Consider the following 17,662-nt stretch of genomic DNA (forward strand, 5'->3'; position numbering starts at 1 on the left):
AAGGAGCGTATGCGGTATTAGCAGTCGTTTCCAACTGTTGTCCCCCTCATAAGGGCAAATTCCTAAGCATTACTCACCCGTCCGCCGCTCGACGCCCAACAAATCATCCGAAGAGTCAATGTTGTCGTTTCCGCTCGACTTGCATGTGTTAGGCCTGCCGCCAGCGTTCAATCTGAGCCATGATCAAACTCTTCAATTTAAAGTTTTTTGTGACTCAATGAATACTGACTTCAAAACTAATATTCACGCTCTTTATAAATAAGGAACATGAACATGTAATTCTAAAGCTATTATCGTTCCAACAGAACGATAATGAATTGACTGTGCCAAATAACTCATTCCCGAAAGAAGTGTTATTTGTATTGGTCACTCAGTTCATTGACATCGTTTTTTGTTTTACTTTTTATAAAAAAAGTAAAAACAAGTAGCGATTATCATCAACGAGTGCCCACACAGATTGATAGGTTTATATTGTTAAAGAGCGTTGCCTTGTTCAGGCTGCTTTAAGGTCTCCCTTGAAGCGGACGGCCATTCTAGCGATTTGAGTCTCAGTGTCAAACACTTTTTTGAATTTATTTTCGAAACCGAATTTAAACTCAAATGACTCAGCCACTTGGCCTACTGATGCGGCTGAAGCGTTGTGCGCTCTACCGTGTCAGTGAGGCGGCATTATAGAGATCCGAATCACATTGGCAAGTGTTTTTTGAAGAAAAATGCAAAAAAATGGCTTTCAATGCAGATATTGCATGAAAGCCATTTTTATTCATATTTTCACTCAGCTTAATACCAAGTTTTCCACTAAGTTATCCACAATTGACAGTTTTAAGGATCAAATACCGGATCCATATTGCTCATTGTCATCCTCATGAAGACCACATTCACGCTTTAGTCCAAAGAATCGTGTTTCTTCTTCTTTCATGCCTGGTTGCCACTTCTGAGTCGTATGAGTATCACCAATAGACAAATATCCTTCTTCCTTAAGCGGGTGATATGGAAGATCATGTTGCTCTAGGTAGTTATCTACATCGTCATTTGTCCAATCTATGATTGGCAGAAACTTAAAGACACCGTTTTGAATAGACAATATAGGAAGCTCTTTTCGAGAGCTAGACTGTTGACGCCTTAAACCCGAAAACCAAGTTGCTACATTTAACTCATCTAAAGCCCGACGCATCGGTTCGACTTTATTGAGTTTATTATAGAGGGCAAGTCCTTCAGTGCCCTCTTCCCACAACTTTCCATATCGCGCTTCTTGCCAGGCCGTGCTGTATTGCGAGCGATACACTTTCAGGTTTAACCCTAAACGCTCTTGCAGCTGGTCGATAAATAAATACGTCTCTGGAAAAAGGTACCCTGTATCAGTGAGAATAACTGGGATATCCGGTTTCGCTTGTGTGAGCAAATGAAGCATCACCGCTCCCTGCACCCCGAAACTGGAGGATACCGCACTGACACCCTCTAGGTTTTCAAACGCCCATCGGATCCGTTCACTAGCAGATAGCTGCTCCAGTTCAACATTCAATTGAGCAAGACTGATGCTTTGCATTGTCTTGGTCATCGAGAGCAGCTCTGCTAACTTCGGTTTTGAAGCGACAGAGTTAAGCATAAAAATCCCTCTTAGAGATGAAGACTTCTTCAATGATGCCCGTACGAATAACAAAATCACCAAAAGCTTCGTTATCTTGTCGGCCAGCAGCCCAAAGGCCGATCATATGATCAAGTTCTTCTAAAATTTGCTTGTCCGTAATGTTCTCTTTATACATCTTAGGAACACGAGTACCCGCTTTATTGCCACCTAGGTGTAAGTTGTAACGACCAGGTGCTTTACCTACTAGACCGACTTCAGCCAACATCGCACGGCCACATCCATTTGGACAACCTGTTATACGCAAGATGATGCTGTCATCTTTTGGCAACTGATGTTTCTCTAAAAGCCCTTCTACATCGGTGACAAAACTTGGTAAGAAGCGTTCTGCTTCTGCCATCGCAAGTGGACAAGTTGGAAACGCCACACACGCCATCGAATTTTTGCGCTGCTCTGAGACGGCTGGGTCCATTAAGCCGTGTTCAATCGCAATTTTTTCGATTTTGGCTTTGTTTGACTTAGATACGCCCGCGACAATCAAGTTTTGGTTGGCTGTCATGCGAAAATCCCCTTTATGGATTTTGGCGATTTCAGCGACACCCGTTTTAAGTGGCTTGTCTGGGAAGTCGAGTATCCGGCCGTTCTCTATAAAGAGAGCGAGATGATGCTTACCATCGATGCCTTCCACCCAACCAATGCGATCGCCTCGCTCGGTAAATTCGTAAGGCTTACTTGCAGCAAACTCAATTCCTGCGCGTTTTTCGACTTCTGCTTTAAAGACATCAATACCCACACGATCTAAGGTGTACTTAGTTTTCGCGTTTTTACGATTTGAACGATTACCCCAATCTCGCTGGGTTGTGACTACTGCTGCAGCAATATCGAGCGTTTTTTCTAGTGGAATAAAACCAAAGTCGTCCGCGCGTCTTGGGTATGTAGAGGTATCACCATGGGTCATGGCAAGACCACCACCAACTAACACGTTAAAGCCAATCAACTTCCCGTCTTTGGCAATAGCGACAAAGTTTAGATCGTTTGCATGCACATCCACATCATTCTGCGGAGGAATAACAACCGTCGTCTTAAACTTACGCGGTAAATAGTTGTTCCCTAGAATAGGTTCTTCAAACTCGGTCGTTTCAACTTTCTCACCGTCTAACCAGATCTCTGCGTAGGCTTGTGTCTTCGGCAGCAAGTGTTCACTGATTTTTGTTGCCCACTCATAAGCTTCCTTATGAAGTTCTGACTCTACTGGGTTAGTCGTACACAACACGTTTCGGTTTACATCACCTGCCGTTGCAATCGAATCAATACCGATACTGTTCAAGGTTTGGTGCATCAACTTAATGTTCGGCTTTAAAACACCATGAAACTGAAAAGTCTGGCGTGTGGTCAGACGGATACTGCCGTACAGGCTGCTTTCCGTGGCAAACTTATCAATCGCTAACCACTGTTTAGGCGTAATGACTCCACCAGGCATACGAGCACGTAGCATCACATTGTGAAGAGGCTCCAATTTTTGCTTAGTTCGTTCATTTCGAATATCACGGTCATCTTGCTGATACATACCGTGAAAACGGATCAGTTGGAAATTATCAGCAGTAAACCCACCGGTGATACGATCTTGAAGATCATTTTCGATCGTTCCACGTAAGAAATTACTTTGACCTTTAAGGCGCTCGTTATCGGACAATGGCCCCAATACTTCACCTAATACTTCTTGTTGCTGGCTCATTAGTACACATCCCTTTGATAACGTTTTTGTTTGCGAAGATCATTAATAAACTGTTCGGCCTGTTCGTCGTTGAGTCCACCTTCAGACGCGGCAATATCTATTAGTGCTTGGTGAACATCTTTAGCCATTCTTGTTGCGTCTCCACAAACGTATACATAGGCACCTTGCTGCAACCACTCCCACACTTGCTGAGCGTTCTCACGTAGGCGATCTTGCACATAGATTTTTTCTGCCTGATCTCGGCTAAAGGCTACATCCAACTTCGACACGACACCAGATTTGAGGAATTTTTGCCATTCCACCTGATACAAGAAATCTTGAGTAAAGGTACGGTCACCAAAGAACAGCCAGTTTTTACCTTCTGCATCGCGGTTCTCGCGCTCTTGAACAAAACTGCGGAAAGGAGCAATACCGGTTCCTGGGCCGATCATAATCACAGGTGCTGAATCATCTGCTGGTAGCTTAAAGTTATTGTTGTGCTCAATGAATACTTTAACTGAATCGCCTTCTTCGAGTCGCTGCGCTAAAAATCCAGACGCTCCACCAACACGTGACTCGTCACCTTGTTGATATTCGACGACGCCTACAGTTAGGTGCACTTCATCTTCCACTTCTAACTGACTTGATGCGATGGAATACAGACGAGGCGTTAATTTACGTAACAGGCCAATTAGCTCAGTGGCTGATAGCTTGGTTTTCTTCTCACTCAACACATCAACAATCTGAGTATTTGAGGAGTAATCTCGAAGTTTGTCCTTGTCTGCCACCAGCTTTTGAAGTTTTTTACTGCCAGAGAGCTCAGCGAACTTGGTGACCAATTGTGGGTTTGAAGAGGTAATTTCAAATTTACTCACCAGCGCACTATGAACCGATAAGCTTTCACCATCCACTTCCACACTTTCTGCACCCGATAGACCAACTTGAGAGAGTATCGACTTAGCAAGATCACTGCTGTTTTCGAACCAAACGCCCAATGCGTCGCCTGGTTGATAGGTTAACCCTGATCCTTCTAGGTCTATCTCGATATGTCGAACATCTTTACCAGAATCACGACCTGTAATTTTCTGGTTGGTTAATAGAGAAGCTGTATAAGGATTTTGCTTCGAGTAAATTGATGTCGTTGCGGCTTGTCCTACAGGTAACTGTACGATGTCGGCTTGAACATCACTTGATAACTCATCATTCACTTTAACCAAAGCTTGGTTAGACCAATCTTTAACAGCATCTTCGTAATCGACATCACAATCGATGCGATCGATAAACGACGTTGCACCCAACTTGGTCAAGTACTCATCGAAGTCTTTACCTGTTTGGCAGAAAAACTCATAGCTTGAGTCGCCTAACGCCACAACGCCAAATTTTAGGTTAGGTAGTTTAGGGGCTTTCTTCGACTGTAGGAATTCGTGCAGCTCAATGGCGTTGTCAGGTGCTTCACCCTCACCATTAGTAGAAGCAACAATAATGACGTGCGTCTCTTTTGCGAGGTTCTTACCCTTGTAGTCACTGGCATCAAACATCTCAACTTTAATGCCGCGCGCTTTAGCTTGCTGCTCTAGCGCTTCGGCAACGCCTTTAGCGTTTCCAGTTTGAGATGCAAAAATGATGGTTAGTTTGCCTGCAGGTGCAGGGGCGGCAGCGGCCACAGCGGCTGCTACAGGGGTAGGCTCGGCGACACCTCGAGCTAATGGGTTTGCTTGAGCTTGGCTCAATCCCCAAAAGTATCCGCTGACCCACGCCAGCTGTTGAGATGACAGCTCGGAAACCGTTTGTTGTAAGTTGCCCAGTTGGTTATCACTGAGTGGACTTGCTAGCGCTGGCGCTTCAAGTTGATTGGTTGTTCCGTTAGAAGACATGTCACGACATCCTTATAGATTGCATGACGATAGATTAACCAACCCAGCTAATAACAATAAAGAATAGAAGTGAATGTTTTATAACTATTCGTTTCTAAAACCGATCTTTGTTACTCATTTTCAACTCTAACATGTTGAAAACCCACAGCCATTGCGAGCTTTGACGCACTGTCCAAATCGACGTAACTGCATTCCTCTCCGTGATTATCGGTGAGGTGAACAAAGCCTCCATGCACGTGACGAAACTCGACAAGCCATTGCCCCTCGGTGCTTGAAGGCTCAATAATGGCTTCCACCAACTGACTGTGGCGATATAAATTTCGCAATTCGTTTATAGTCATAATGATGCTCTTCCCTGCTATAAATTAAGCATGGTAGAAAATCTCGAATTTGCACGTAAAAAAACCGCCCCAGATGGGACGGCTCATAGAATTCCAATGCTTGAGGCATAGTTAGAACTTAATTGACGCGCCTGCATACCAACCATGTGCAAAGCCATAGGGCTTATCGCCAAAGTCTTTTAACACATAATCCAGCACTCGATACCCACCACGCAATCCTAAACTTACTTTGTCTAGAGGAATGTCATAATGCGCCCCTACGGTTAAGTCGGTGCTTTTCATGCTAGTGGTATCGGCAAAATCAAACTCTGAGATGACATGCAAATTGGTACTTGGGACACGTATTCCCATGGCTGCAAACCAACTGAACACAGTATCGTCGAAGTCACCATTAATATGAGTATTATATTCAAAGTAACTGTTCGCGTAGTTTGACAGAGTGAAACCTGCATCAAACAACAAGTTTTCGGTGCGAAGTGGACGCCAGTAGAAAGTGAAATCCGTCTTATCGTGTTGCAGTTTTGCAGTATCTATACCCGTGTAGCGCAAGCGAAAGTTTGGTACGTAGGCAATATCGTGTTCAATATCGGCATAAAAAGAAGGCAAGGTATCATCTTCATCTCTAACGTCGTTAATTTTCGTGCTTGCCCATATAGCATCAGCGGCAAGTTCTACGCTCCATGATTTCTGTTGTTCGGCAAAACTATTGAAGCTGCATAATGTTAGGGTTACTAACAGTGCGCTACCGGTAGACCAGTACTTCATCAAAAACTCCGTGAAATGAGTGATAGGTTGCATGCGTTCTTTAAATAGTAACACATTTCCCTATCACATCATCTGCGAAGGTGAGACATCTCACTGTTATCGTGGACAATACACATAGTTTTTAAAAAACCAGTAACCCACACCAATAACAATTAACCAAGGCAATAGTTTAAAGACTAACCCCACCATCCCGAATAAGAAAAATATCGCTAGGCTTATTCCAAAGGCCGCAAACACCGTCATGGCTGTTAAACCGGTGAACATCAACGCGCCAACAAATACCATAAGAAAAAGAAATTCAAACATGCTTTCCTCCATATTGAGTTTGTTGTTCTAGTTTCTGAATTAATGTATTGCACGAAGCCTGCCAAGATTTTAAAAACCCATAACCCAATGTATTAAAAAGAAAAAAGCCCAGAAGGCTAAGGAATAGCATTCTGGGCTCATAAATAGCAGAGCAAAATTTACCACCTAGTGGTGAAAATTACACATCCAGTTCAGCGGGGATTTTAGCCAGTGCAGCCTGCACTACTTCTAAACCCGACCCTTTCTTGTGCGCGTTTTCACTAATGTAGCGTCGCCATTGTCTTGCACCTGGCATATTTTGAAAAAGCCCCAACATATGTCGTGTGATATGCCCTAAATAAGAACCATTTGCCAGCTGCTGCTCAATGTATGGGTACATTTCTTCAACCACTTGCTTGCGCTTTTTAATTGGTGCCTGGAGTCCAAAGATACGCTGGTCAACTTCGGCCAAAATATATGGATTCTGATACGCTTCACGGCCTACCATCACTCCGTCCAAGTGTTGTAAATGTTCTAGCGACTCATCCAGTGACTTAATGCCACCGTTAAGAGCAATAGTAAGCTCAGGGAAGTCTTGCTTAAGTTGATAAGCCCTTGAGTAGTCCAGCGGCGGGATTTCGCGATTTTCTTTTGGGCTCAATCCACTTAACCAGGCTTTGCGCGCGTGAATAGTAAACTGATCGCAGCCACTTCTTTCGCTAACAAGCTGAATAAAGTGAGTGAGAAACTCATAGCTATCGTGGTCATCGATACCAATACGAGTTTTTACGGTAATAGGAATGTCCACTTCGGCTTTCATTGCCGATACACAATCTGCAACCAGCTCCGGTTCACCCATCAAAATTGCACCAAACTTACCATTTTGAACGCGATCAGACGGACAACCAACATTAAGGTTAACTTCATCATAGCCACGCTCTTGTGCGAGCTTGGCACAGGTCGCCAAATCTTGTGGGTTCGAACCACCTAACTGTAGCGTTATAGGGTGCTCTGGTTCACTAAACTTAAGAAAGTCACCTTTACCATGGATAATTGCACCGGTAGTGACCATCTCGGTGTACAGCAAGGTTTGCGAGCTTAATAGTCGATGGAAATAGCGACAATGTCTATCTGTCCAATCGAGCATGGGTGCGACGCTAAAACGGTGGTGAAGATACTTATCTGAATTCAGATGAGTGTTGTCTGCCGATTGTGAAGGCATCATCGTTTGCTGTGTCATAGACCCGAACCCTTAATTTGCTAACTTGGTGTTCATCATCCACAGTTGCAGATGATGAATTTTCCGAGCGCGCATACTACACCCCTAGCGTGAGATATACAAAACTTCTGCTAGGTTAAGAATGCGCTGCGGGGCGTAAGTTAGCACTCATTTTTTGAATATAGACTCGAATCATTAATCCACCTAATAACACAGCAGATCCTATCGTCAGCCATGCAGGCAATAACTCTTCATGCAGCTGTGAAATCGATACCACGCTGAATCCAAACTGAGCGACTAAATGGTCTGTTAAAAACCCAAAGACTAACGCTGTACCGATCACCCCGATTAGGTAAGCCCATAGGGCTCTTTTGCCCAGTTCTTTACGCACCACACCAATAGTTGCAATATTGGTGGCGGGGCCAGCTAACATGAACACCAGTACAGCGCCTGGGCTAATGCCCGACATCAATAAACCAGCGGCTATGGGGGTTGATGCCGTCGCACAGATATACATAGGAATACTGATCAATACCATAAGCAGCATGCTCCAAATTGAGCTGCCCCATTGGGCTAAATAATCGGTTTCAACATAGGTTTGAATTAGAGCGGCAAAAAAGAGCCCAATCAGCAGCCAAGTAGCAATATCTTTGACGAGATCAGTCGCCGCAAATTTTAACCCTCTCGAAAATTTTTGCAGCGCCGTAAGCTTGGCGGGTGTTGATTGGCTGCTGCAGCATGAACTGGTTGTTTTTGCTTGCTGAGGAACTGACGCATCTGTTGTGCTTTTGCTGCTGCAACAACTGCTTTTGGCTGAACTTGAACACGTAGAGGCCTGCTCTTGTTTTACTTGCTGGCGCTGCTCGTCTTTGCCTACCAGTAGACCTGCCACAATGGCACTCGATATTGCCGCTATTGGTCTGATGATGGCCATAAAGGGCCCCATCAATGCGTACGAGACCGAAACTGAATCGATGCCGGTCTCTGGTGTTGCTACCAGAAACGACGTGGTTGCACTCTTAGAAGCACCACTTCGTCTTAATCCCATAGCCGCGGGGATCACGCCGCACGAACACAGCGGCAGCGGTGCGCCAATGAACGCGGCTTTTATGGTGGTTCCGGCACCTTTCCCACCTAAGTGACGGGTCAATAGATCCGTTGGGATCCACTCTTTTAGCAGACCAGCGATCACCAAACCCAGTAGCATCCATGGCGCTGCTTCTAAAAAGAGATCGAAAAAGTGATTTAAAAAGCTCATAGCGTCACTCCGTTATCTACGCCGTTTAATGCTTCAAGTATGGAACAGTGCGTCGCAGGCTCTTCTCCGCCACAACACGAATCGCCGAGCAGATCCAGCGAGTGCTTAAAACGCGTCAGTTCCTGAATGCGCTCTTCCACATCCCTTTTTTTACTGTCCACTATTGCCTTAGTCTCAGAGCAGTGATGGTTTTGTCTGTCTATTTGAATTTCAAGCAAATCCGCTATTTCTTGCAGCGAAAAACCCACGCGTTTGGCTCGAATGATAAACGCCAGTTTCTCACTGTCAGATTCGGTGTAACTGCGATAACCGCTTTCTGAGCGCTGACTTGCGTGCAACAGCCCATTTTTTTCGTAAAACCGTAATGTATCTGCTTTGATAGCATGACGCTTGGCAAGTTCACCTATTTTCAACATCATCATATCCCTCGTTGATTATGCCTAAAGTATAAACCTTAGAGTTACATCTAAGGTCAAGAGTTAGATGAAAAATGATTGTTTGGCCGTTAAATCATTGCTTTAAATATAAAATCCAAACTAGCAAACGATTGCGCGAGCTTTTTAATTTTCTTTTGGTTAGAATACGCGCCATAAACGGGTGCGATTTTTGAACAGTAAGGCTATTTGCCAAAGATTAAAGCAAACTCAAGTTTAGCTAATAACTTGATTCAATTTGATTTTTGGCAACTATCTTTATCTCTAACTCGATGACTTTGAGGAACATGGCAGCATGACTATCGCTCGTCCTATCCGTCGCGCACTAATTAGCGTGTCAGACAAAACTGGTATTGTAGAATTCGCTCAAGCTTTGGCTGAGCGTGGTGTAGACATCCTATCCACTGGTGGCACTGCTCGCCTATTGGCAGAAAAAGGACTTTCAGTCACAGAAGTGTCTGACTACACAGGTTTCCCAGAAATGATGGATGGCCGTGTAAAAACACTGCACCCAAAAGTGCACGGTGGTGTGCTAGGTCGTCGTGGCCAAGACGATGACGTGATGGAAACTCACGGCATTAACCCAATCGATATGGTAGTGGTAAACCTTTACCCATTCGCTGAGACGGTGGCTAAAGAAGGCTGCACGCTGGCTGACGCAGTAGAAAACATCGATATCGGTGGACCTACCATGGTGCGCTCTGCCGCCAAAAACCACAAAGATGTGACTATTGTGGTTAACGCACAGGATTACGGCCGCGTAATCACCGAAATGGACGCAAACGACAAGTCTCTGACTCTCGATACTCGTTTTGACCTAGCTATTGCGGCATTTGAACACACCGCAGCGTACGACGGAATGATTGCTAACTACTTTGGCACTATGGTTCCATCTTACGGTGACAACAAAGAAGGTGATGCAGAGTCTAAGTTCCCTCGCACCTTTAACCAGCAGTTCGAGAAGAAGCAAGATATGCGCTACGGTGAGAACAGCCACCAAGCAGCGGCATTCTATGTGGAAGCGAATCCAGAAGAAGCGTCAGTGTCTACTGCGACTCAAATTCAAGGTAAAGCACTTTCGTACAACAACATTGCTGACACAGACGCTGCATTGGAATGTGTTAAAGAGTTCGATGAGCCAGCTTGTGTGATTGTAAAACACGCTAACCCTTGTGGTGTTGCTCTGGGTGAAGACATCCTCGAAGCATACAACCGTGCATATCAAACGGATCCAACATCAGCGTTTGGCGGCATCATCGCGTTCAACCGCGAGCTTGATGCAGCAACGGCGACTGCCATCACAGAGCGTCAATTTGTGGAAGTGATTATCGCACCGTCTGTTTCAGCCGAAGCGGTTGACATTGTTGCAGCGAAGAAGAACCTACGTCTGCTTGAGTGTGGGCAGTGGAGCAGCAAAACAACCGGTTTTGATGTTAAGCGAGTCAATGGCGGCTTACTGGTACAAGATCGTGACCAAGGCATGGTCGATGCGTCAGACCTTAAAGTGGTATCTAAGCGCCAGCCAACCGACGAAGAATTAAAAGACGCACTGTTTTGCTGGAAAGTGGCGAAGTACGTGAAGTCTAACGCTATCGTATACTCAAAGGGCGACATGACCATTGGTGTAGGCGCAGGACAAATGAGCCGCGTATACTCTGCAAAAATTGCTGGCATTAAAGCCGCTGACGAAGGTTTGCAAGTTGAAGGTTGTGTAATGGCATCCGACGCATTCTTCCCATTCCGTGATGGTATTGACGCTGCAGCAGAAGCTGGGATCAAGTGTGTGATCCAACCGGGCGGCTCAATGCGCGATGACGAAGTTATCGCCGCTGCAGATGAACATGGCATGGCAATGATCTTCACGGGTATGCGCCACTTCCGTCACTAATCGATGCAGCATGAATCGAACTAGACGTTAAACCAACAAATAGAATATCAAGCCTCTCATTTATGAGGGGCTTTTGAGAATTTAAAACTTGAGGATTAAACATGAACGTATTAATCATCGGTGCAGGTGGTCGCGAACACGCACTTGGCTGGAAAGCAGCACAAAACACCAATGTCGATACCGTGTACATCGCACCAGGTAACGCAGGTACAGCACTTGAACCTAAACTTGAAAACGTTGATATCGGCGTTGAAGATATTGACGCGTTGGTTGCATTTGCAAAAGAAAAAGCCATTGAGCTGACCATTGTAGGTCCTGAAGCACCGTTGGTGATTGGTGTTGTCGATGCGTTTCGCAGCGCTGGCCTACCTATCTTTGGGCCAACAGAAGCGGCAGCCCAGTTAGAAGGCTCTAAGGCGTTTACCAAAGACTTTTTGGCGCGTCATGCTATTCCAACTGGCGCGTACGCAAACTTTACTGAGATCGAGCCTGCGCTCGCTTATGTACGCGAATGTGGTGCTCCTATTGTGGTGAAAGCCGATGGTCTAGCCGCAGGTAAAGGCGTGATTGTGGCGATGACGCTACAAGAAGCCGAAGATGCAATCAAAGATATGCTTGCAGGCAACGCGTTTGGCGAAGCTGGCAGCCGCGTGGTTATCGAAGAGTTTCTCGATGGTGAAGAAGCCAGCTTTATCGTGATGGTCGATGGCGAAAACGTACTGCCAATGGCGACTAGCCAAGACCACAAACGTGTCGGCGACAAAGACACCGGTCCAAACACAGGTGGTATGGGCGCATACTCTCCTGCACCGGTTGTGACACAAGAGATTCATAACCGCATCATGGATGAGGTGATCTACCCAACCGTACGTGGTATGGCTGCTGAAGGTAATCCATATACTGGCTTCTTGTACGCTGGCTTAATGATTGATAGTGACGGTACGCCAAAGGTCATCGAGTACAACTGTCGCTTTGGCGACCCAGAAACGCAACCAATTATGATGCGTATGGAATCTGATTTAGTTGAACTGTGCCTTGCTGCTATCGATAAAAAATTGGATACCGCAGAATCAAAATGGGATCCTCGCGCATCTATCGGTATTGTGTTGGCTGCCGGTGGCTACCCTGCGTCCTACAATAAAGGCGATGTCATTTCTGGCTTGCCAACGTCAGAAGTCGAAGGTGAAAAAGTCTTCCACGCTGGAACCGCCGACAAAGACGGTAACGTAACCACCAACGGTGGGCGCGTGTTGTGTGCCACTGCGTTGGGTAACACCGTATCGGAAGCTCAAGCTCGCGCCTACGAGTTAACTAAGAAGATCAGTTGGGATGGCATGTTCCACCGCAACGACATTGGCTACCGAGCTATTGCTAGAGAACAAGGCGAATAAATCGAAGCTAAAAAGACAAAAGGGCCTTCAAAGGCCCTTTTTTAATGTTTGTTGATTGGCTAATCAGCCAATTGAGGGCGAGCGATACATTTGTAACTCTGGTTTTGGATTAACAACAGATCGTCGACTTCGACCGTTTTTAGTTTAAGTTTTCCAACAAACGCCATGTAGCTGTCAAACTCAGCGAGTCTACTGATCACGAAAGAAGGCAAAGTCTGATTGAATGACAAACGCTCAAAGGTGTTGCCGTTGCAGGTGACAAACTTTCTGCCATCCCAATAACCTTGAATGAGTTCATACTGATTACCAGCCTGCTTGGTAGTGAACTCAACCAAGGACTGGGCTTCGGATTTATATTGCTCAATCTGTGGCTGCGTCAACGGGATCACTTTACGGCCAACCTGATATTTTTGATAGACCGCTTCTCCAGCATCGCTAAAGCGAACTTCAACAGTGTATTTAGCTAATCGGTTATTGGCATCGAGCTTTTCACCTTCACGCAGCACGGTGTGAAGTTTTTGGCCATTCCAAATGTATTCTGATTGATACCAACCATAATCGCCGGAAGTGACATAGTCAGAGGCTGAAACGGGGGTACTTAGGCGATCGGTGTACCAGTATAAACTGGTCGCGTCACCTTGGATTTGACCACCTGAATATTCAGTGATCTGAGATTGATTTTGAAGAGAATTAGAAGTTGATGTACAGGCGGCTAAGCTAAATAAAGCTACGACACCAAACAGAAGTCTTTTCATAAAAATACGCCGAGTAGAAATCCACTCGGCGTATCTTACATTAATTTACAGCGTCTTTCAGCGCTTTACCTGCAGTAAACGCTGGAACGTTAGCTGCGGCAATTTGAATCTCTGCACCAGTTTTTGGGTTACGACCAGTGCGTGCTGCACGATGGTTTACCTTGAAAGTACCGAAACCGATAAGTTGAACTTGGTCGCCATCTTTAAGTGCGTCAGTTACACCGTCCAAAGTCGCTTCTAGTGCAGCTTTTGCTTGAGCCTTAGATAGATCTGCTTTTTCTGCAATAGCATCGATGAGTTGGGTTTTGTTCATCTGTATTCCCTTCTTGATTTTTTAAAGTTGTTAGTGAACTCGAAAGTCACTCTAATGCATAAACCCCCCGTCTGGCAAAGGGTTGGGAGTGTTGTTGCGCGCAAAAAAACCAGTTTTAACGCTAGAATGAGTCCCGCTTCACAATTTGGACGACTTAATTAACGCTTTAATCACACCATCGTGACACTGATAACTAGGAAAACCCCGTACTGCCTGCCATACTAGGGCTTCCATCGCACTGCGAGTATCTTAAAAAAGGCGCTATGTTACTGTTAATTATTTATGTCAGTGTTGCTATTGGCATATCGTTTATCTGTTCTGTTTTAGAAGCTGTATTGCTTAGTATTTCACCAAGTTATATCGCTCAGCTTAAACAGCAAAACCACCCAAGTGCTGCAAAACTTGAAAGCCTAAAGAAAGACGTCGACCGACCTTTAGCATCCATACTCACACTCAATACCATTGCACATACCATTGGTGCTGCGAGTGCAGGTGCACAAGCTGCTGTTGTATTTGGCAGTAAATGGTTGGGTGTATTTTCGGCGGTATTAACGTTAGCCATTTTGCTGTTTTCGGAAATCATTCCAAAAACCATTGGTGCCACCTATTGGCGACGTCTCGCTCCAATGACCGCGACATTGCTCGAATGGATGGTATGGGCACTGCGTCCATTTGTTTGGTTCTCAGAGCAAATTACAAAACGCCTATCCAGCGCCAGCGTTGAGCCTAAGCTTCGTGATGAAATTTCTGCCATGGCGTTAATGGCCAATGAGTCTGATGAATTTGCAGAGGGAGAAAGCCGAATATTAAACAACTTACTCTCATTGCCCGATGTCCCTGTTACCAAAGTCATGACGCCACGTCCGGTTCTTTTTCGAGTGAATGCAGAGCTAACCATTAATGAGTTTCTTGAGCAGCACACCGACAGTCCGTTTTCTAGACCATTGGTATACAGTGACCAAAAAGACAACATTTTAGGTTTTGTGCACCGTTTAGAGTTGTTTAAATTGCAGCAAGCCGGTCAAGGCAACCGTCAATTAGGCGCGGTAATGCGCCCTGTGCACGTATTTTTAAATAACGTAAACTTGCCTAAAGCCTTCGGTACCATGATCGCCGAGCGGCTGCAACTGGCCTTAGTCGTCGATGAGTATGGTACTGTACAAGGCTTGGTGACGCTGGAAGATATCTTTGAAAACTTGCTCGGAGAGCAAATCATTGATGAAGCAGATCGTAACACGGACATGCAACAGCTTGCTTACGAACGCTGGGAAAAGTGGAAGAAAAATAAAAACGTCCGAGAGAACAACGATACAGACTAGTTATTTGTTCATCTCATCAACGTAAAAAGGGAGGCGCTAGCCTCCCTTTATGTTGTCATGCTTTTAAAGGCTTACGCCGATATTACTGACACCGTCATCACGCAGCTCAGTACGTAAATCCTTAATCAGTTGAACGTCACGCTCTTCAGATTCTTTGATAGGACGGTAAATCGCCCACTGAACGTCCCACTCTTCGCACACCGCTTGATTATCTTTTTGATTATCATTGGTGATCTCTTCACTGCCTTGCGCCACTTCCAATTGAGCGACCGTCGATATTGAATGCTGACTCAACTCAATCGTCGCTTCAAATAACGTGTCTTTGTCTAAAAGCGCGTGCAAAAGCGTCGACAAACCAACACATGCATCCACCGCAGGATAGACACCATAGAACTCATATTCCGACGTATTTGGGAAAAGCTCTTCAAGCTTTTCTAGCTCATTTTCAAAGTTTACTTTGGCACTTTTTACCGTTAGCGATTCCCAAATCCGGTCGAGGATTGCTCTAAAGGCTTGTGGGTCAGCAAACTCAGTTTGCTCACAAAACATTGCGTAATTTGGGTACATGCGCTCACACAAGCAGGTCATGAACGTCACGTGTTGCCAAGGTGCGAATTTTTCTAATCGGATCTGCAAAGGGTTTTGTAACATAGTCGCTTAATGGTTTATCAAAAGTCTCCGAGAGTGTACTGTATTTAGTCGCTTTCATAAACTGGATAAAGGAGTTATCTGCATGGCAGAGGTAACACATAAAGTTAAAATCGTCACAAAGCATGAGGCTGAGTTCACACAGCTCCTTAGCGAAATGCGCCTGCCCGGACTAGAGATAACCCAAAGCATTTCAGAAGCCACGATATTGCTGGCCTCACCTTCAACGCTTTCTAAAGAGTTGCACCTTTACCCAAATGTGCAGTGGGTTCAGTCGGTGGCTGCGGGCGTAAACCAATTAATGGACGATACGCTGCCCAAGCACTACCAACTTACTAACATTAAAGATATCTTTGGCCCACAAATCGCAGAATACGTATTGGGCTATTGCATTGCTCGTTTTCGACATTTCGATGGATACAAAGATCAACAAATTCAAAAAGTGTGGAAACCTTTGGAGTATCAGACGCTGTTAGACAAAAAGATGGTGATATTGGGCACTGGCAGTATTGGCAATCACCTGGCTAAAGCCGCTAGCGTATTCGGGTTTACCACCATCGGCGTCAACACCAAGGGCATCCCTCCCAAGAACAGTGAGTTTGATTGTGTCTATCACGTCGACGAATTGGCGCGAATTCTTGCTAACGCCGACGTTGTTGTGTCGACGCTTCCTAGCACCAACGCCACCCATCAACTGCTTAACGCCAATTTTTTCGAAGCGTGCGAACAGATACTATTGTTCAATGTGGGGCGTGGAGAGGTTATTGATACATCCTCTCTACTCAGCGCACTGAGCGACGGGAAGGTGGCGCATGCTTACTTAGATGTGTTTATAAATGAGCCCATTTCGCAAGAGTGCCCTTATTGGCATCACCCCGATGTCACAGTGACCCCACATGTCGCTGCGTACAGCTTTCCTAAGCAAGTGCTGGAAACGTTTGAGAAGAATTACCTTAAATGGATCAATGATGAACCACTGGCCAATGTGATCGACTTTCAGAAAGGGTATTAGGGGAAATTGTAGAAATGCTGTGATGCTGTGATGCTGTGATGCTGGAAAATAACAGAGCCGCATCGAAACAAAGGCAAAGTTAGCGACGCTATACATGCTCGCTAACTTTGTAACCTTATCTTAGTTTAAGCGATACCAAACTGTTCACGATACGCTCGTACCGCTTCCAAGTGCTCAGTAGCGTCGCCTTTTTCTTCTAGGTAAGCAATCAAGTCTGTCAGGCTTACAATAGAAATAACCGCGCAGCCAAAATCGCGCTCAACTTCTTGAATAGCTGAAAGCTCACCCTTGCCTTTTTCTTGACGGTCGATCGCAACCAGCACACCGGCTAATTCCGCGCCCTTCGCTTGGATAAGCTCCATCGATTCACGAATCGCTGTTCCTGCAGTGATCACGTCATCCACCAACATAATACGGCCAACGAGATCACTGCCCACTAAGTTGCCACCTTCACCATGGTTTTTCGCTTCTTTTCGGTTGAAGCAATAAGGTGCATCAATGTCGTGATGATCTGCGAGTGCTACCGCCGTAGTAGTAGCAATAGGGATACCCTTGTATGCAGGACCAAACAGCACATCAAATTCGATATTCGAATCCGCAAGCGCCGCAGCATAAAAACGACCTAAGCGCGCCAAATCGCTTCCAGTATTAAACAGACCAGCATTAAAGAAGTACGGACTTGTGCGTCCAGACTTTAACGTAAACTCACCAAATTTTAGTACCTGCTTTTCTAGAGCAAATTCAATAAAGTCGCGCTGATAGGCTTTCATGTGTTTTCTCTCTCTATTTTATCTTTTATCTATTGGCTGTTTTTGTTGGGTAAACGGCACCCAAAAAAATAGCCCCCGAAGGAGCTATTAA

The 17,662-nt window shown here is 45.3% G+C and carries 17 protein-coding genes and 1 rRNA gene; 4 read left to right on the plus strand and 14 right to left on the minus strand.

From position 1 onward, the window contains the following. From ST37_RS08045 to zntR, 10 genes are all read right to left on the minus strand, one after another. Positions 1-199, minus strand: a 16S ribosomal RNA gene (locus tag ST37_RS08045); the annotation flags it as partial. 630 nt (positions 200-829) lie between these two features. After that, complete coding sequence (locus ST37_RS08055) at positions 830-1,606, minus strand: phosphoadenylyl-sulfate reductase (RefSeq protein WP_084885314.1); 777 nt, start codon at positions 1,604-1,606, stop codon at positions 830-832. Then, complete coding sequence (cysI, locus tag ST37_RS08060; RefSeq protein ID WP_084885316.1) at positions 1,599-3,320, minus strand: assimilatory sulfite reductase (NADPH) hemoprotein subunit; 1,722 nt, start codon at positions 3,318-3,320, stop codon at positions 1,599-1,601. Before cysI ends, ST37_RS08055 begins: the two co-directional genes overlap by 8 nt. Continuing rightward, positions 3,320-5,173, minus strand: coding sequence for an assimilatory sulfite reductase (NADPH) flavoprotein subunit (locus tag ST37_RS08065; RefSeq protein ID WP_084885318.1), 1,854 nt, complete (start codon positions 5,171-5,173; stop codon positions 3,320-3,322). Before ST37_RS08065 ends, cysI begins: the two co-directional genes overlap by 1 nt. A gap of 110 nt (positions 5,174-5,283) precedes the next feature. Beyond that, positions 5,284-5,514, minus strand: a complete 231-nt coding sequence (locus tag ST37_RS08070) for a hypothetical protein (protein WP_084885320.1) — start codon at positions 5,512-5,514, stop codon at positions 5,284-5,286. 111 nt (positions 5,515-5,625) lie between these two features. After that, positions 5,626-6,279, minus strand: coding sequence for a TIGR04219 family outer membrane beta-barrel protein (locus ST37_RS08075; protein WP_172400956.1), 654 nt, complete (start codon positions 6,277-6,279; stop codon positions 5,626-5,628). Between the two features lie 96 nt (positions 6,280-6,375). After that, positions 6,376-6,585, minus strand: coding sequence for an envelope stress response protein PspG (gene pspG, locus ST37_RS08080; protein WP_084885325.1), 210 nt, complete (start codon positions 6,583-6,585; stop codon positions 6,376-6,378). A gap of 178 nt (positions 6,586-6,763) precedes the next feature. Then, positions 6,764-7,786 (minus strand): tRNA dihydrouridine(20/20a) synthase DusA, encoded by a 1,023-nt coding sequence (gene dusA, locus ST37_RS08085; RefSeq protein ID WP_143698168.1) that lies wholly within the window; start codon positions 7,784-7,786, stop codon positions 6,764-6,766. 133 nt (positions 7,787-7,919) lie between these two features. Next, complete coding sequence (locus ST37_RS08090; protein WP_084885329.1) at positions 7,920-9,041, minus strand: SO_0444 family Cu/Zn efflux transporter; 1,122 nt, start codon at positions 9,039-9,041, stop codon at positions 7,920-7,922. Continuing rightward, entirely contained in the window at positions 9,038-9,463 is a 426-nt protein-coding gene (zntR, locus tag ST37_RS08095; RefSeq protein ID WP_242426255.1) for a Zn(2+)-responsive transcriptional regulator, read from the minus strand. The genes ST37_RS08090 and zntR overlap by 4 nt, the downstream gene beginning before the upstream one ends. Before the next feature lie 307 nt (positions 9,464-9,770). Here zntR and purH point away from each other — a divergent pair, with 307 nt between their 5' ends. Together purH and purD are read left to right on the plus strand one after the other, a co-directional pair. Further along, positions 9,771-11,363, plus strand: coding sequence for a bifunctional phosphoribosylaminoimidazolecarboxamide formyltransferase/IMP cyclohydrolase (purH, locus tag ST37_RS08100; RefSeq protein ID WP_084885333.1), 1,593 nt, complete (start codon positions 9,771-9,773; stop codon positions 11,361-11,363). A gap of 101 nt (positions 11,364-11,464) precedes the next feature. Continuing rightward, entirely contained in the window at positions 11,465-12,754 is a 1,290-nt protein-coding gene (purD, locus tag ST37_RS08105; protein ID WP_084885335.1) for a phosphoribosylamine--glycine ligase, read from the plus strand. A gap of 59 nt (positions 12,755-12,813) precedes the next feature. Here purD and ST37_RS08110 read toward each other — a convergent pair whose 3' ends face one another. Together ST37_RS08110 and hupA are read right to left on the minus strand one after the other, a co-directional pair. Next, positions 12,814-13,509 carry a DUF1481 domain-containing protein gene (locus ST37_RS08110; RefSeq protein WP_084885337.1) on the minus strand — a complete coding sequence of 232 codons (696 nt, stop codon included), beginning with the start codon at positions 13,507-13,509 and terminating at the stop codon, positions 12,814-12,816. A 40-nt stretch (positions 13,510-13,549) separates the two neighbouring features. Continuing rightward, the gene (gene hupA / locus ST37_RS08115) at positions 13,550-13,822 is read right to left on the minus strand and encodes a nucleoid-associated protein HU-alpha (protein ID WP_084885339.1); all 273 of its coding nucleotides are present in this window, start codon (positions 13,820-13,822) and stop codon (positions 13,550-13,552) included. 263 nt (positions 13,823-14,085) lie between these two features. Between hupA and ST37_RS08120 the strand changes: the two genes are divergently transcribed. Continuing rightward, positions 14,086-15,141: a hemolysin family protein gene (locus tag ST37_RS08120; RefSeq protein ID WP_084885340.1), complete on the plus strand. Its 1,056-nt coding sequence runs from the start codon at positions 14,086-14,088 to the stop codon at positions 15,139-15,141. 63 nt (positions 15,142-15,204) lie between these two features. On the opposite strand, the gene ST37_RS08125 is transcribed toward ST37_RS08120, so the two are convergent. Further along, positions 15,205-15,792, minus strand: a complete 588-nt coding sequence (locus tag ST37_RS08125; RefSeq protein WP_084885342.1) for a DUF416 family protein — start codon at positions 15,790-15,792, stop codon at positions 15,205-15,207. An 82-nt stretch (positions 15,793-15,874) separates the two neighbouring features. Here ST37_RS08125 and ST37_RS08130 point away from each other — a divergent pair, with 82 nt between their 5' ends. Continuing rightward, entirely contained in the window at positions 15,875-16,801 is a 927-nt protein-coding gene (locus ST37_RS08130) for a D-2-hydroxyacid dehydrogenase (protein WP_084885344.1), read from the plus strand. A 125-nt stretch (positions 16,802-16,926) separates the two neighbouring features. Here ST37_RS08130 and pyrE read toward each other — a convergent pair whose 3' ends face one another. Beyond that, the gene (gene pyrE / locus ST37_RS08135; RefSeq protein WP_084885345.1) at positions 16,927-17,571 is read right to left on the minus strand and encodes an orotate phosphoribosyltransferase; all 645 of its coding nucleotides are present in this window, start codon (positions 17,569-17,571) and stop codon (positions 16,927-16,929) included. Positions 17,572-17,662 lie beyond the last annotated feature (91 nt).

The organism is Vibrio sp. qd031 (assembly GCF_002100145.1).
Taxonomy (GTDB): domain Bacteria; phylum Pseudomonadota; class Gammaproteobacteria; order Enterobacterales; family Vibrionaceae; genus Vibrio.